At 65.6% G+C, this 13,321-nt stretch carries 13 protein-coding genes; 7 read left to right on the forward strand and 6 right to left on the reverse strand.

The window, feature by feature from the left end:
* Window positions 1-54: 54 nt before the first annotated feature.
* Window positions 55-1,188 carry a phospholipase A gene (locus AC1KVG_RS10915; protein WP_074057080.1) on the reverse strand — a complete coding sequence of 378 codons (1,134 nt, stop codon included), beginning with the start codon at window positions 1,186-1,188 and terminating at the stop codon, window positions 55-57.
* A gap of 225 nt (window positions 1,189-1,413) precedes the next feature.
* Window positions 1,414-1,899, reverse strand: coding sequence for a DUF456 domain-containing protein (locus AC1KVG_RS10920; RefSeq protein WP_481094419.1), 486 nt, complete (start codon window positions 1,897-1,899; stop codon window positions 1,414-1,416).
* Between the two features lie 227 nt (window positions 1,900-2,126).
* Between AC1KVG_RS10920 and AC1KVG_RS10925 the strand changes: the two genes are divergently transcribed.
* Window positions 2,127-2,342, forward strand: a complete 216-nt coding sequence (locus AC1KVG_RS10925) for a cold-shock protein (RefSeq protein ID WP_003483561.1) — start codon at window positions 2,127-2,129, stop codon at window positions 2,340-2,342.
* A gap of 90 nt (window positions 2,343-2,432) precedes the next feature.
* Here AC1KVG_RS10925 and AC1KVG_RS10930 read toward each other — a convergent pair whose 3' ends face one another.
* Entirely contained in the window at window positions 2,433-2,912 is a 480-nt protein-coding gene (locus AC1KVG_RS10930) for an outer membrane lipoprotein (RefSeq protein ID WP_180315864.1), read from the reverse strand.
* 121 nt (window positions 2,913-3,033) lie between these two features.
* A complete protein-coding gene (locus AC1KVG_RS10935; protein WP_481094420.1) occupies window positions 3,034-3,462 on the reverse strand; it encodes a hypothetical protein in 429 nt (142 codons plus the stop codon).
* Between the two features lie 76 nt (window positions 3,463-3,538).
* On the opposite strand from AC1KVG_RS10935, the gene AC1KVG_RS10940 reads away from it, so the two are divergent.
* Window positions 3,539-4,375, forward strand: a complete 837-nt coding sequence (locus AC1KVG_RS10940) for a tRNA threonylcarbamoyladenosine dehydratase (RefSeq protein WP_481094421.1) — start codon at window positions 3,539-3,541, stop codon at window positions 4,373-4,375.
* Between the two features lie 36 nt (window positions 4,376-4,411).
* Here the strand turns inward: AC1KVG_RS10940 and AC1KVG_RS10945 are convergent, their stop codons facing one another.
* Together AC1KVG_RS10945 and AC1KVG_RS10950 are read right to left on the reverse strand one after the other, a co-directional pair.
* Complete coding sequence (locus AC1KVG_RS10945) at window positions 4,412-5,194, reverse strand: TatD family hydrolase (protein ID WP_481094422.1); 783 nt, start codon at window positions 5,192-5,194, stop codon at window positions 4,412-4,414.
* Window positions 5,194-5,409, reverse strand: coding sequence for a DUF6116 family protein (locus AC1KVG_RS10950; RefSeq protein WP_006451920.1), 216 nt, complete (start codon window positions 5,407-5,409; stop codon window positions 5,194-5,196). Before AC1KVG_RS10950 ends, AC1KVG_RS10945 begins: the two co-directional genes overlap by 1 nt.
* Before the next feature lie 145 nt (window positions 5,410-5,554).
* Between AC1KVG_RS10950 and AC1KVG_RS10955 the strand changes: the two genes are divergently transcribed.
* The 5 genes from AC1KVG_RS10955 (at window position 5,555) to asnB (ending at window position 13,213) form a co-directional block, all read left to right on the forward strand.
* The gene (locus AC1KVG_RS10955) at window positions 5,555-6,346 is read left to right on the forward strand and encodes a glycine zipper 2TM domain-containing protein (protein WP_023903490.1); all 792 of its coding nucleotides are present in this window, start codon (window positions 5,555-5,557) and stop codon (window positions 6,344-6,346) included.
* A 172-nt stretch (window positions 6,347-6,518) separates the two neighbouring features.
* On the forward strand, window positions 6,519-7,694 hold the full coding sequence (locus tag AC1KVG_RS10960; RefSeq protein ID WP_176340532.1) for an acyl-CoA dehydrogenase family protein: 1,176 nt from the start codon (window positions 6,519-6,521) through the stop codon (window positions 7,692-7,694).
* A gap of 58 nt (window positions 7,695-7,752) precedes the next feature.
* Window positions 7,753-10,320 (forward strand): DUF3857 domain-containing transglutaminase family protein, encoded by a 2,568-nt coding sequence (locus AC1KVG_RS10965; RefSeq protein ID WP_481094518.1) that lies wholly within the window; start codon window positions 7,753-7,755, stop codon window positions 10,318-10,320.
* 267 nt (window positions 10,321-10,587) lie between these two features.
* Window positions 10,588-11,232, forward strand: coding sequence for a glutathione S-transferase family protein (locus AC1KVG_RS10970; RefSeq protein WP_481094423.1), 645 nt, complete (start codon window positions 10,588-10,590; stop codon window positions 11,230-11,232).
* A 40-nt stretch (window positions 11,233-11,272) separates the two neighbouring features.
* Entirely contained in the window at window positions 11,273-13,213 is a 1,941-nt protein-coding gene (gene asnB, locus AC1KVG_RS10975) for an asparagine synthase (glutamine-hydrolyzing) (protein ID WP_481094424.1), read from the forward strand.
* The last annotated feature ends 108 nt before the right edge of the window (window positions 13,214-13,321 follow it).

Consider the following 13,321-nt stretch of genomic DNA (forward strand, 5'->3'; position numbering starts at 1 on the left):
ACGTCGACGCTGGCGACTGGCCGGCACTGCGCCGGCCAGTGAAACGGCAAGCGGTTAAAACCACTCCAGCAACGACACACCCAGGCCGATATAGGTCGCCTTGTGGTTGTAGTCGATCAGGCTTTCACCGTAGCCGTCGAACACCTGCACATGGCCGCGCAGCAGGTTGGTGATCGGGAAACCGTAGTCCAGCTGCACCGAGCCGTGCGAGCGATCGCCACCACGCAGCGAATGCCGTGCGATCAATGCGAATTCGTGGCCGTCCTTGTTGTAGACCAGGGTCGCGTCGCCGCGGCCCATGTAATCCTCGATATCGGGATTGTTGTCGTCGGCGCGATCTTCCTTGATGCGGAACCACGGACGCAGCGTCAGTGCCCAGTTCTCGCGATCCAGACCGATGTTGAGGATCACCCGGTTCCAGGAACGCGACAGCGGGTCCTCGCGGCCGTTGGACATGTGATTGATGCTGATGCCGCTCATGCGGCCCTTCCAGCCGAACAGGCTGTAGTTGTTGCGGAACACCAACATCGCCTCCGGCTCGTAGTTGGTTTCGCGGAACGGGCGCGAGGCATCGGTGTTGTAAGCCTGCCAACGCGAGCTCTGGGTGTAGCCCATCCAGATATCGCCGTTGTCGCCGAACAGATCCTCGACCACCTTGGTCTTGAAGCTGAGCTGGAACTTCAGCTCGGCACTGTCCAGTTGCTGCGGTGTGGACACCGAGTTGGCCGGGTTGGGCGACTGCGGGGTGCGGTTGGAGTCGCTGGTCCAGAACGCCGGCAACAGATACACCGGCTTGTAGCCGCGCAGCTGGAATGTGCCCAGCTTGGAATCCTTGGCCAGCTCCCAGCGGCGATCCAGCAGCGAGCCACGGCCGGCATTGGCGACCGCCTCGGCCTTGGGTTGGTCCTGTCCATCGGCGCGGAAGAAATCGCCGACGCGGCTGATGGCGCGTTCGTCCTGTGGCTTGGCCTCTTTCTGCTTGGCCAGTTGCGCGGCGGCGTCGGCTTCTGCGGTCAGCTGCGGCGTGTAGCCCAGCGCCTGGTCGTAGCACGCCAGCCGCGCCGCATCCGAGGTGACGGAGGTGCAGGCCTGCGGCGAGGCGGGGGTTGCGGCGATTTCCTGCGCGTGCGCCAGCGGCGCGGCCGCCAGCGCAATCAGCATCAAGGGACGGGTGCGGTGCTTTGACATGGGCAGTCTGGCCGAATGAAGGCGCCAGGCAGGCGCAGAGGGCTGTAGCTTAACGGTCGCGCCTGCATACGCGGTGTGTACACGGCGGCATAACATTCGATCAGGCGGCTACGTCGGCGGGGCAGCGACAGATCAATACCTGCCCGCGCTGCCAACACCGAAGCAGCCGTCTAGCTCAAACAACCGTCTGGCGCCACCAACGTCAGTGGTCGCTAGAGCGACTGACTAGAAAAACCAGGCGATCGCAAACACGCCAAGCATGCACAGACCCAGCGCCAGCTTGCTCGCGGTGCCCAGCATGATGCCGATCCAGGTGCCGATGCCGACCTTGGTGGCCTGGTCGGATTTGCGGGTCTGCCAGTATTCGCCGATCCACGCCCCGGCAAACGGGCCGATAAACAAGCCGATCGGCATGAAGAAGATGCCAATGATCGAGCCGATCACCGATCCCCATAACGCCATCTTGCTGGCGCCGACGCGCTTTGCGCCGTACACGGTGGCCAGAAAGTCGATCGCGAACGACAGCGCGGTGATCAGGCCGAGGATCACCAGCGCGATCCAGCCGACGTGGACGAAGCCATCGGCCCAGGCAGCCACCAGCAACCCCACGAACACCAATGGCAGGCCCGGTAGCGCGGGCAGGATGACTCCGGCCAGACCGATCAGCACCAGCACGCCGGCCAGGATGTAATAAACGACGGTGGTGTCCATATGGTTTAGAAATATCCCGTTTCAGGCTTGACAAAAATGCGCAAGGGGTTCTTGAAAAATCGTTTTGTGCGGGTTAAGTTGCCAGCGCTGCTGTTTGCAACGGTCACCGTGAATCGTGGCCTGATGCGGTAGATCGTTCGATCCGCTACATCCTTGTACCTCGGCTCCTCCTTGCAATCACAGCGACCACCGCCAGTCCACCACAGTGTCGTAGGGAGTCAGTCGAGATGTCCAACATCGAACGCGAGAATGGTGTCGTGAAGTGGTTCAACGATGCCAAGGGTTTTGGATTCATTAGTCGCGAAAACGGCGAGGACGTGTTCGTCCATTTCCGCGCGATCCAGATCCAGGGTTTCAAGAGTCTCAAGGAAGGTCAGAAGGTCAGCTTCACCGTCGTGCAAGGGCAGAAAGGCCTACAGGCCGATGCGGTACAGGTGGTCTAGAGCGCAGCGCAGCACCTTCAAGCCACCACGCAAACAGCAGAAAGGCCCGTTGCCGGGCCTTTCTGTCATGTCACTCAGCGGGTAAGCCGATCAGCGCAGCACGACCTTGCCGTTGACCACGCGCACATAGGCGTTTTCGCGCACGCCGGCCAGGTCGCGCTGGTTCACCACGATGACGCGCCCATCGTCCATGCGCACCTGCACATCGAAGCTGTCGCTGGTGACGTTGTTCTGGATCGCGTTGCCTGCCAGCGCGCCGGCGGCGGCACCGGCCACGGCCGAGACGTTCTTGTTGCCCTTGCTGCCGCCTGTCTCCTTGGAGATCTGACGGCCGGCCACCGCGCCGACGATGCCGCCGAGCACTGCGCCGGTGCCGGTGGGCGCGCTGCGGGTGGGGCCGACTTCATCGATGCGGGTCACGATGCCGCAATCCACGCAGCGCGCCTGCTGCGACTGCCCCTGGTCGTAACCGCGGTCGCCGCGATAGCTGCCGTACTGAGGTTGAGAGGTGGCGCAGCCAACCAGGGTGGTGGTTGCAGCCAGGCCAATGACGAGCAGTCGGGTCTTCATGAAATCTCTCCGGGGTGGTTCGAAAAGCGGTCAGGGCCGCGGCGACGTCATCCTGTGGTGGTCCAGGTGAACGGTCTGCCAACTGGATCGCTCCAGGCTTAACGAAACCCGAGCGCGTTCTTCATCGAAAGTCACGGTGGCAGGCGTCGCAGGCGTCCGACAGCGGTGTTTTGACTGCAGCAATCGCGGCGCAATCGTGCAATGGCGCGCGCTGCGCCTGATCCAATGCGGCACGCAGCGCCTGCGCATGCTCGCCAAAGCGGCGGTCTTCGCCGATGTCTGCAAATGCGGGTTCCAGTTCGTCTGCAAGCAGACGTAGCGATTGCAGTCGTGCTTGCTGTTGCGTCGGGTTGCAGACCTCGCCGGCACCGGCTTGTAAAGAGCGCAGTTGGTAGGCCATCACCTGCATCAGGCTGTCCGGCACCGGGTTGCGCCTGGCCTGCAGCGCGCGCGCCACCATCACGCTGCAGACCAGGCCGATCAACGAGCCAAGTATCAACATGAAGGCGTAGCGGGACGCACGTGATTGGTGAGGGGGTGTGGCGGACATGGCGGCTCCACTGAAGGCCCGGTGAGGGCGCGGGGGTAAGCAAGCGCTTGTTGAGCGGCGCGCGTAAAATAGGCCGATGAAAGCACAATGGCGTGAACGCTTTGCCGGTATCGACCGGCTGTACGGAGTCGGCACGGTGGAGCGGCTGTCGGCCTGCCGTGTGGCGGTGGTCGGGATGGGGGGCGTGGGCTCGTGGGTGGTGGAGGCGCTGGCGCGTACCGGCGTCGGGCACATCCGCCTGATCGATGCCGACGACCTGTGCGTGTCCAACACCAATCGACAATTGCCGGCATTGGCCGGGCAATACGGACGCAACAAGGCGCGCGCGATGGCCGAGCGCTGTGTGGCGATCAATCCGGAGATCGCCGCCGATGCGGTGGAGTCGTTTCTCACCGCCGGCAATATCGGAAGCCTGCTTGGCGATGACTTCGATCTGGTGATCGATGCCTGCGATAGCTTCCGGGTGAAAGTGGAAACCATCGCCTGGTGCCGCCGGCGCAAGTTGCCCTTGCTCACGGTGGGCGCCGCTGGTGGGCGCACCGACCCCACGCTGGTGCGGGTGCGCGATGTCTCGCGCACCGAGCACGATGCGATGCTGGCGCTGATCCGCAAGAAGCTGCGCAGCGAGTTCAATTTCCCCAAGAATCCGCAGCGTTACTTCGGCGTGCCGGCGGTGTACTCGCTGGAAAACGTCAAATACCCGCAGGCCGACGGCAGCGTGTGCGGCATTCGCCCGCAATTGGATGCCGATGCCACGCTCAAGCTGGATTGCGGGGCAGGGCTGGGCGCCGCCACGCATATCACCGGCACCTTCGCGTTTGTGGCAGTGGGCAAGGCGTTGGAGATGTTGCTCAAGCCAAAGGTGGTTGCCGCCGCTGCGTCGCCGGCCGCCGAGGTGGCTGCAAGTTCGTAACGTTTGTACATGGCGCGCTTCGGCAGCGCGCCGGCATCAGCCGGGCAAAGCCAGGTCAGGCAATCCGAACAGCTGCCGCGCGTTGGCGCTGGTCTGCGCGGCAATGCGCTCTTCCGGCTCGCCGCGTAGCTGCGCGATGCAGGCCAGCACCGTGCGCAGGTAGGCCGGCTCGTTGCGTTGGCCGCGGATGCCGGCGTCGGGCTGATCCGGCGCATCGGTTTCCAGCAGCAGATAGTCCAGCGGCATCGTTGCGGCCAGACCGCGCAGGCGGTTGGCGCGCGGGTAGGTCACCGGGCCGCCCAGGCCGATCATGAAATCCAGCTTCCACAGTTGCTGCGCCTGTTCGGGGCTGCCGGCAAAGCTGTGCACCACGCCGCGCAGGCCGCCAACTGCCTTGATGCGTGCGATGACTTCTTCGGTAGCGCGGCGCGCGTGCACGATCAGCGGCAGATCGAAGCGCCTGGCCAACTGCAATTGGCCTTCGAAGTAATCGCGCTGCAGTTGCGCATCCAGTCCCTCAAGATAGAAATCCAGCCCGCACTCGCCGATGGCGCAGGGGCGCTCGCGCTCGATCCACTCGGCCAGCAGCTCCAGATGCTCGGGACGATGCTGATCCAGAAAGATCGGATGCAGCCCATAGGCGGGATAAAGCCCCGGCGCCTGGGTGCAGACGGTGCGCAGGTCGGGCCAACTGGCGGCGGTGATCGCCGGGATCACCTGCTGCCCGACACCGGCGGCCTGCGCACGTGCGATCACGGCGCCGCGATCGTGGTCGAACTCGCCGGCATCCAGGTGGCAGTGGCTATCGACCAGCTGCATCAATCGCGGCGCACCGGCGCGGGCAGGGGCGCCTTGCGCGTTTTCCAGTTGGCCAACAGCAGCGTGGTCAGGCCGAACAACAGTTCGTCCAGGAACGGGATCGGGTCCGGGATCACCAAGTCCACCAGAAACAGCGCGGCCGCCAACTTGAACAAGGTGGGGTAGCGCAGCTTGCTGGCCCAGTCCAGGGCGCGCGAGGTCAGGGGATTTCGCATGCGAATGCTCCGGCTGTTAGAAGTGCATGAAGTAACCGCTAGCTGAACTTAACGACGGCATTCATGAGCGAGGGCGTTTTCGTTCAGGGTTCGCGTGCTGGAATCACGCCGTCAACAACGCGGCGTGTCCGCACGGAGCTGGATCATGAAGAGCAATACGACAACTATACTGGTCGCTGCTGGTGCGTTGCTGGTCGGAGGCGTGGCCACGGCCGCCTTCATGAACAATCGCCCGTCGTCCGGCGATTTCGTCGCCAACGGCGAGCCGGCACCGCGTGGTCTGGAATACGCCGACGTGGTCAAGGTCGCCCCGATCACCGAGCGCGAGCCGCAGTACGCGCAGGTCGTCAACAGCGCCGCCATCCGCGAAACCACCACCAGCTCCTCGCCGCGCGAAGTCTGCCGCGACGTAGTGGTGCAGGAACGTCTGCCCGAGCGCGACGGCAATGTCGGCGGCACCGTCGCTGGCGCGGTGATCGGCGGCCTGCTGGGTAACCAGGTCGGCGGCGGCAATGGCCGCAAGCTGGCCACGGTGGCCGGTGCAGTCGGTGGCGGCATGGTCGGCAACCGTGTGGACCGCAATCATGTCGGTGGCCGCGTGGTGGACCGCACCGAGCGCCAGTGCCATACCGAAAACGCCAACTCGCAGTCCTCGCGTGTGGTCGGCTATGACGTGACCTACCGCAACGCCGATGGCACTACCGGCACCATGCGCATGGACAGCAAGCCGGGCGAGCGCATCTCGCTGGGCGATGCCGACAACGTGGTGGCCTACGACGTAACCTACCGCTACGACGGTTTCGAGAAGACCGTGCGTATGAACGACAAGCCGGCCAGCGATCGTCTGCCGGTGGTCGACGGTCAGCTGGTGACCCAGACCGCTTCGACGGCCAGTGACAAGGGCGTTCGTGTGGATGCGGGCAGCACGCGTCAGTAAATCGCTGGCAGTCATCCGCCCAGGATCGCTGCGATAGCAAGAAAAGAGCCGGCATTGCCGGCTCTTTTCGTTTTCAGGCACTGCCTGCGACCAGCGCATGCAGGCGGACGCGCTGAGTAAGGCGATGCAATGTTCGGCAGGCAACTGGCAGATAATCGCCGCTTCTCCTGTGGTGGAAGCCAGCATGCCGGTGCGCCCTGATGATCTGTTCGATGTACGCGCGCTGCTGACCGACGAGGAACGCGCGGTGCAGGACGCGGTGGCCCGCTTCACCGACACACGGGTGTTGCCGGCGATCGGCGATGCCTTCGATGCGGGGCGCTTCCCCAGCGAATGGGTGCCGGAACTGGCAGAGCTGGGATTGCTGGGCGCCAGCCTGCCAGTGCGCGATGGTGGCGCCGGTCTGGGTGCGGTGGCCTACGGGCTGATCTGCCAGGAACTGGAGCGCGGCGACAGCGGCCTGCGCAGTTTCGTCAGCGTGCAATCGTCGCTGTGCATGTATCCGATCCATGCCTACGGCAGCGACGAACAGCGGCAACGCTGGTTGCCGGAGATGGCGGCGGGCCGTTTGATCGGCTGCTTCGGATTGAGCGAAGCGCAGGGCGGCTCGGATCCGGCGGCGATGACCACCCGTGCGGTGCGCGAGGGCGATGGCTGGCGCTTGAACGGGTCCAAGATGTGGATCACCAACGGCAGCATCGCTGGCCTTGCGATCATCTGGGCGCATACCGACGATGGCGTGTGCGGCTTTCTGGTCGAGACCAGTAGCGCCGGTTTCAGTGCGCAGGACATCGCCCACAAGATGAGCCTGCGCGCGTCGGTGACCTCGGGTTTGTTCCTGGACAATGTCTACGTGCCGGAGCAGATGCGGCTGCCGAACGCGGCCGGTTTGAAGGCGCCGCTGGGTTGCCTCAATCAGGCGCGTTACGGCATTGCCTGGGGCGCGATCGGTGCGGCGGTGGCTTGTCTGCGCGAAGCACTGGCTTATAGCGGGCAGCGCATTCTGTTCGGCCGGCCGCTGGCGGCCACGCAAAGCGCGCAGATCAAACTGGCCGACATGGCCCGGCGGATTTCCACCGCGCAATTGCTGGCGTTGCAGCTGGGGCGCCTGAAAGAAGCCGGTACGCTGCGGCCGGAACAGATCTCGCTGGCAAAATGGAATAATTGCCGCATGGCGCTGGACGTGGCACGCGAGTGCCGCGATCTGCTGGGCGCGGCCGGCATCACCACCGAGCATGTGGCGATCCGGCATGCGCTGAACCTGGAATCGGTGATCACCTACGAGGGCACCGAAACCGTGCATCAGTTGGTGGTGGGGCGTGCGCTGACCGGACTCAATGCGTTCTGACAAGGAGTGGATGTTGATCAGCAAGGATGTGAGGCGACGCCTGCGAGGCGTGTTCTGGATGCTGTGTGTGATCGCTGCCATCGCGATGGTCGCGCCGGTGCAGGCCAACGAGGCGCCGAACATGGCGCCGCCGCCGGCCTGGGTGGTGGCCGATGCAGTGCCCGACAAGGTGCCTGGCGCCAATGGCATGCGTTATGAGCTGGTGTCCGATCAGATCGATCTCACCGGCGCCGCGCCGCAGGCGTATCGCCGGCTCAGCTACAGCGTGCAGCGCGCCAAAAGCCTGGACGAAGCCGGGCAGATTTCCATCGATTACCAGCCGCAATACCAGCGCCTGGAACTCAACAGCCTGGATGTCTGGCGCGACGGCAAGCGCATCGACATGCGCAGTCGGGCGCACTACGCCAGGTTGCGTCGCGAGAGCGGGCTGGAACAAGGCTTGATCGATGGCGCGCTGACGCTGTCGATTACCTTGCCGGACCTGCGCGTCGGCGACCGGGTCGACTATGCCGTGACCACCACCGGCAGCAATCCGGTGTTCGGCAAGGGCTATTACGACGTGTTCGAGGCGCGCTATGGCGTGGCGCTGGGCGAGCGCCGCGTGCGCGTGCGGTATCCCGCCGCCATGCCGTTGCAGTGGCGGGTGAGCGCGCCGGGCTTCAGCCGCAACGTCAGCCGCGCCGGTGAGGTGGCCTCGCTGGAGATCGCCGCACGCAATATCGCAGCAGTGCAGGAAGAAAAAGACGCGCCGGACGATGTCGATGCCTATGGCTTGATCGAACTCTCCACCGCCGGCAATTGGGAAGCGGTGGCGGCATGGGCAGCGCAGCTGTATCCGCGCGCGTTCAAGGATGCGCAGGTTGCCGCCAGCATGGTGCGCAGTCTGCAACTGCGCAGCGACGACCCGCAGGATGCGTTGTTGCGCGCGGTGGCGTTCGTGCAGGGCGAGATCCGCTACGTCGGCCTGGACATGGGCGAGAACTCGCACGCGCCACACGCACCGGAAGTGACGCTGCGCAATCGCTATGGCGACTGCAAGGACAAGGCGACGCTGTTGATCGCGCTGCTGCAACTGGCCGGCATTCGCGCCGAACCGGTGCTGGTCAACAGCGACCAGGGCCATGGCCTGGATGCACGGCTGCCCAGTCCCTACGCGTTCGATCATGTGGTGGTGCGCGCGCATCTGCCGCAGGGCGAGGTCTGGGTGGATGCCACGCGCGATCGCGAAGACGGCGCGCTGGCCCAGCGCCGGCCATTGCCGTTCGTGCGCGGGTTGCCGGTGCTGGCCGGGCAGAGCGGATTGGTCGCAGTGCCATCGCCGATGCCGACGCTGCCGCAGATCGAAGTGAACGAGGAGGTGGCGATCTCACTGCGCAAACCGCAGCGCGTGGCGAGCTTTACCGTGGACACGCGTTATCGCCAAGGCCGCGGCGATCGCGTGTCTGCCAGCTTCGAAGACCATGGCGCAGAAACGGTTGGTGAGCACTATCTGGAGTTCATGCAGAAGTACTACACCGCGCTGACCCAGGTCGACTTACCCAGCATCGACGATGCCGATGCGCTCGATGTGCGCACGCACGAAACCTATCGCCTGGAGTGGCCGGCAGAGGAGGGCGACGAGGTCGGCTTCCCGCTGTTTCAGCTCGGCGAGTGGATGGATGCCTTGCCGAAACAGGCGCGCAAGCGGCCATTGGCGCTGGGCGGGCCGCAACGGGCGCGGCAGACCGTACGGGTGCAGACCGATCCGGTGATACGGGTGAAACCGGAAGAACAGATCGTCGCCAACCCGTGGTTCCGGTTCTCGCGCACGGTCTCCATGCACGATGGGCGCATCGTCATCGTGGGCGAATGGCAGCGGTTCACCGACCGCATCCCCGCCGATGGCGTGGCGCGCGCAGCGGCCGACATGGAGCGTGCGCGCGACCTGCTGTACTTCAATCACGATTTCAAGCCGCAGCGGCGCAGGCCTGAGGCCGACTGGAGTGCGCTGAGCTATCCGGCGGCCGGGCTGCTGGTGTTGATCGTGTTGCTGCTGGCGTGCCTGGTGTGGTGGCGCGGCGGCGGACTGGGCGGGATGGTGTTCGATCCATACGCCACCGCGCAGCGCATGCCGCAGCAGGCCGGTTTGCGCTGGAGCGCCTGGAGCGTGTTTGCGCTGGCCACGCTGTTGTCGGCATGGATGGGGCTGCATGCCTTGCCGTGGTGGGCGAAGGGGCTAGGTGTCTTGGCGGTGGTGGCGATCGCCGTGCTGAGCTGCGTGTTGCTCAGGCAGGTGCTGCGCTGGATGGGGTGCGTGGCGCAGGTCGGGCGGTTGTTGCCGGCCGTGCTGGGCTGCGCCTTGCCGTGGCTGGTCTGCCTGCTCGCGGCGTTGGTCGCACTCGCCGGCAATATTGCGTTGCTGCATACCGGCGCAAGCGATCCGGCCGGCGTGGCGCAGCTGGCGATGTGCGCGCTGTTGCTGATGCTGGGCGTGCTGTGGTGGTCGGTGTGCGCGGTGCAGGCGGTGGCGGGTGCGGCCGGCTGCGGGCGTGCACGCGCATTCGGCGCAGTGGCATTGACGCTGTCGGCGCTGGGCGTGCTGATTGCGGTGCTGGGTGTGCCGGTAGCCTTGGTGGCGATGTACTGACACGTTGCGCTTGCATCCCATCGTGTCGGCGGCGGTGTGCCGAGCCGTCTGCGGCTTCGGCATGCGGCAATCGGATGCCCTGGTCACACTGCGGACGTGTCGGCATGGTCTGCGTTGCGTACTCGTCAGCGCTGGCGCGCCCGCCAGTAGATGCATCGGTCCAGGTAACCGTTGTGCGGCTGTGTCGCGCAATCCGGCAGGGCTTTGCAAAGATGCGCCGGGCTGTGACACTGCCAGCCCCCTCGTTGTTGCCGCGGAGCCAGCTTGATGTCGACCGTGCGTCCCCCGTTGACCGTCCATGGCATGTCCAGTTCCGGCAACTGCTACAAGGTGCGGCTGTTGCTGGAGCAACTGGGCAGCCGCTATCACTGGGTCGAGGTCGACAGCGCCGCGGGGCAGACCCGCACGCCCGAGTATCTGGCCAAAAATCCTAACGGCAAGGTGCCGATGGTGGAGCGCAACGACGGCCGTGTGCTGACCGAATCCAATGCGATCCTGTTCTGGCTGGCCGAAGGCACGCCCTACCTGCCCACCGACGCGTGGCAGCGCGCGCAGGCCTTGAGCTGGATGTTCTTCGAGCAGTACAGCCATGAGCCATATGTGGCGGTGGCGCGTTTCATCAGCCTGTGGACGCCGCGCGATGCGGCGCGCCGGGCCGAACTGCCGCAGCTGCGCGCACGTGGCGAGCAGGCGCTGGCGGTGATGGAACAGCATCTGCAGCAGCACGCCTGGTTTACCGGTGGCGAGTACGGCATCGCCGATATCGCGCTGTTCGCCTACACCCATTGCGCCGAAGACGGCGGCTTCGATCTGGAACGCTGGCCGGCGATCGGCGCCTGGCTGCAGCGCGTGCAGGCCTTGCCCGGTTTCATCGCGATGCCGGCGCCTGCATCCGCCTCGGTGCCGGCATGAGCGGCGCGCGCGCGATGCGCAAGCTGCAGGAGCACTGACGATGTGCGGATTGGCAGGACTGCTGCTGGCGTCGCCGCGCCTGCATGGCGAACAGCTCGACGCGCTGGTGCGGCCGATGGGTGCGGCCTTGCGCCATCGCGGGCCCGACGATGCTGGCACCTGGTGCGATGCACAGGCGGGCGTGGCGCTGGCGCATCAGCGGCTGAGCATTCTGGATCTGTCGCCGCTCGGCCATCAGCCGATGCGCTCGGCCGACGGCCGTTACGTACTGGCCTACAACGGCGAGATCTACAACTTCGCGCAGCTGCGTGCGGCCCTGTCGGCGCTCGGGCATCGTTTCCGTGGCCACTCCGATACCGAAGTGCTGTTGGCTGCGGTGGTGGAGTGGGGCTTGGACGACACCCTGACCCGCTGCAACGGCATGTTCGCACTCGCCCTGTGGGACGAACGCGACACCTGCCTGTCGCTGGCGCGCGACCGCGTCGGCAAGAAGCCGCTGTACTACGGCTGGGCCGGCGACACGCTGGTGTTCGGGTCTGAACTCAAGGCGCTGTGGCAGCACCCCGATTTCGACAACGGCGTGGACCGCGATGCGCTGACCTTGCTGCTGCGGCTGGGTTACATCCCGGCGCCGGCCTGCATCCATGAGCGCACCTTCAAGCTGATGCCCGGCCGGGTGCTTCGGCTGGATGCGCAGGCGGTGGCGGCCGGCGCGGCGGCACATCGGCCGGATCAGGCGCAGCAACCGTTCTGGAACGCGCGCGAAGCGATGCAGCGCGCCCTGGCTGCGCCGTTCACCGGCAGCGACGCGCAGGCCGAAGAACAACTCGATGCGGTGCTGCGCGATGCGGTGGCGCTGCGCATGGTGGCGGATGTGCCGGTGGGCGTATTCCTGTCCGGCGGCACCGACTCGTCGATCGTCACCGCGATGATGCAGGCGCAGAGCAGCCAGCCGGTGCACACCTTCAGCATCGGATTCGAAGGCTCGCACCACGACGAAGCACCGCTGGCGCGCGAAGTGGCCACGCACCTGCACACCGACCACACCGAGCTCTACGTTAGCGGTGCCGACGCCTTGGCGGTGGTGCCGAGCTTGCCGGACATGTTCGACGAGCCGTTTGCCGATGCCTCGCAGGTGCCCACTGCACTGGTCGCACGGCTGGCGCGTGGCCGGGTAACGGTGGCGCTGTCCGGCGACGGTGGCGACGAGTTGTTCTTCGGCTACGGGCGTTACCAGCGCGCGCTGCGCAATTGGCGCATGCATGGGCTGGTGCCGGGCCCGCTGCGAAAGCTGATGGCGTTGGCGGCGCGTCGCAATGGCGAATCCTCGCGCACCGGTGGTCTGGCCGCGCTGGTAGCCGAAGCCGGCGCACGCGGCATCGGGGATATTTATCGCAATCGCATTTCGCGCTGGCGCGACCCGGCCGCGGTGGTGCTGGGCGCGACCGAACCCGACAGTTTCTACAGCCTGGCCGACCCGTTGCATGGCTCCGGCACACCGGCCGACGCGATGATGCTGGCCGACTTCGCCGCCTATCTGCCCGACGATCTGCTGTGCAAGGTGGACCGCACCACCATGGCGGTGGGGCTGGAAGCGCGTGCGCCGTTGCTGGATTGGCGCGTGGCAGAGTTCGCCTGGTCGCTGCCGTTGTCGTTGAAGTACCGCGACGGGGTCAGCAAATACCTGCTCAAGCGCGTGCTGTGCCGCTATCTGCCCGACCCGATGGTCTACCGCGGCAAGCGCGGCTTTGGCGCGCCGGTCAGCGCGTGGCTGCGCGGCGATCTGAACGGCTGGGCCGACGATCTGCTGGCGCACGGCACGCTGGAGCGCGAGGGTGTGTTCGCTGCCGACACCGTGGCCGGGCTGTGGCGCGACTTCAACCGCGGCGAGCGCAAATGGCATACGCATCTGTGGACAGTGCTGATGTTCCAGGCCTGGCAGGCGCACTGGCGTGCGCAGCGGGCGGCGATGACGCGCTGATCTCGGTCAACGTGTTGATCTTGCGCGCGGCGACCAACCATTGCGCGGTGTTCGAGACCGCGCTGCCGTTGCCGAGTTGTTTCTGACGCTTGAAGCTGCCGCTCGGAC

The organism is Xanthomonas sp. NCPPB 3959, assembly GCF_056675575.1.

Bases quoted from the DNA above. Each gene is read 5' to 3' on its own strand.
- AC1KVG_RS10915 (WP_074057080.1), bottom strand. From the start codon at position 1,188: ATGTCAAAGCACCGCACCCGTCCCTTGATGCTGATTGCGCTGGCGGCC.
- AC1KVG_RS10920 (WP_481094419.1), bottom strand. From the start codon at position 1,899: ATGGACACCACCGTCGTTTATTACATCCTGGCCGGCGTGCTGGTGCTG.
- AC1KVG_RS10925 (WP_003483561.1), top strand. From the start codon at position 2,127: ATGTCCAACATCGAACGCGAGAATGGTGTCGTGAAGTGGTTCAACGAT.
- AC1KVG_RS10930 (WP_180315864.1), bottom strand. From the start codon at position 2,912: ATGAAGACCCGACTGCTCGTCATTGGCCTGGCTGCAACCACCACCCTG.
- AC1KVG_RS10935 (WP_481094420.1), bottom strand. From the start codon at position 3,462: ATGTCCGCCACACCCCCTCACCAATCACGTGCGTCCCGCTACGCCTTC.
- AC1KVG_RS10940 (WP_481094421.1), top strand. From the start codon at position 3,539: ATGAAAGCACAATGGCGTGAACGCTTTGCCGGTATCGACCGGCTGTAC.
- AC1KVG_RS10945 (WP_481094422.1), bottom strand. From the start codon at position 5,194: ATGCAGCTGGTCGATAGCCACTGCCACCTGGATGCCGGCGAGTTCGAC.
- AC1KVG_RS10950 (WP_006451920.1), bottom strand. From the start codon at position 5,409: ATGCGAAATCCCCTGACCTCGCGCGCCCTGGACTGGGCCAGCAAGCTG.
- AC1KVG_RS10955 (WP_023903490.1), top strand. From the start codon at position 5,555: ATGAAGAGCAATACGACAACTATACTGGTCGCTGCTGGTGCGTTGCTG.
- AC1KVG_RS10965 (WP_481094518.1), top strand. From the start codon at position 7,753: ATGCTGTGTGTGATCGCTGCCATCGCGATGGTCGCGCCGGTGCAGGCC.
- AC1KVG_RS10970 (WP_481094423.1), top strand. From the start codon at position 10,588: ATGTCGACCGTGCGTCCCCCGTTGACCGTCCATGGCATGTCCAGTTCC.
- asnB (WP_481094424.1), top strand. From the start codon at position 11,273: ATGTGCGGATTGGCAGGACTGCTGCTGGCGTCGCCGCGCCTGCATGGC.